A 1,080-nucleotide genomic window follows, 5' to 3' on the forward strand; every position below is an offset into this window, starting at 1 on the left:
AACGTTTGACATGAGGGGCGGCCAAGGGCGCCAGCCCTTGGACGTCCCCCTCGATGGAAGGGTTAGGCATCACTGCGTGTTCGCTCGAATGCCTGGCGTGTTTGAACCATGTACACGGCTGGACCATATGGGGTGGTTACGGTACCTTGCCTCTCAAACCCCGCTTTCTCGTAGCATCGGATCGCTCGCAAGTTGCTCGGCGACGGGTCCGTTTGGATCTTGGTGACCTCGGGATCATTGAACAGCAACTCAACCAGAGCTCGAACCAGCTTGGTTCCCAAGCCTTTGCCCAGTTGTGATGCATTCGCCAGTAACTGGTCTATTCCGCGTACTCCTGGATCGGTTTCTTCTTCCCACCATCCGTCCCCGCTTCCAAGAGCAACGTACGACTGGGCATACCCAATCGGCTCTCCATTCAGCATTGCAATGTATGGAGTGACGGACTCTTGCGCTAAAACGCTTGGCAAGTACTGTTCCTGTACGTCAGCAAGTGTCGGGCGTGCTTCTTCTCCGCCCCACCACTCGACGATATGAGATCGATTTAGCCACTCATAGAGCATCGCAAGGTCATGCTCAGTCATGAGGCGCAGTGTGACGGAATCGTTGCTGTTGGTCACGATGCTGTACTTTGTGATGCCTAACTTTGTTTTTGCGTTGCTCATGATGTCTAACTCCCAATTTGTGTAGGGCTTATTATGCACGCTTAAAAATAATAAAAGCAGACTTGACCTGATAGTTTGGCTGTGAGCAATTATGTGCTTAGTGCATCTAACTTTGTTTTAGGGCGACTGCCCTGCTGCGTAACATCGTTGCTGCTCCATAACATCAAACATCGACCCACGGCGTAACGCGCTTGCTGCTTGGATGCCCGAGGCATAGACTGTACAAAAAAACAGTCATAACAAGCCATGAAAACCGCCACTGCGCCGTTACCACCGCTGCGTTCGGTCAAGGTTCTGGACCAGTTGCGTGAGCGCATACGCTACTTGCATTACAGCTTACGAACCGAACAGGCTTATGTCCACTGGGTTCGTGCCTTCATCCGTTTCCACGGTGTGCGTCACCCGGCAACCTTGGGCA

The 1,080-nt window shown here is 52.6% G+C and carries 2 protein-coding genes; one reads left to right on the forward strand and one right to left on the reverse strand.

Annotated features, from left to right (window positions below):
* Positions 1-62: 62 nt before the first annotated feature.
* On the reverse strand, positions 63-617 hold the full coding sequence (aac(6')-Ib, locus tag PG887_RS22440; protein ID WP_064765190.1) for an AAC(6')-Ib family aminoglycoside 6'-N-acetyltransferase: 555 nt from the start codon (positions 615-617) through the stop codon (positions 63-65).
* A gap of 291 nt (positions 618-908) precedes the next feature.
* On the opposite strand from aac(6')-Ib, the gene PG887_RS22445 reads away from it, so the two are divergent.
* Positions 909-1,080, forward strand: a 172-nt coding sequence (locus PG887_RS22445; protein WP_170953011.1) for a phage integrase N-terminal SAM-like domain-containing protein, incomplete at its 3' end; no start/stop codon positions are given.

This window comes from Aeromonas sp. QDB14, from assembly GCF_027707845.1.
GTDB lineage: Bacteria > Pseudomonadota > Gammaproteobacteria > Enterobacterales > Aeromonadaceae > Aeromonas > Aeromonas caviae.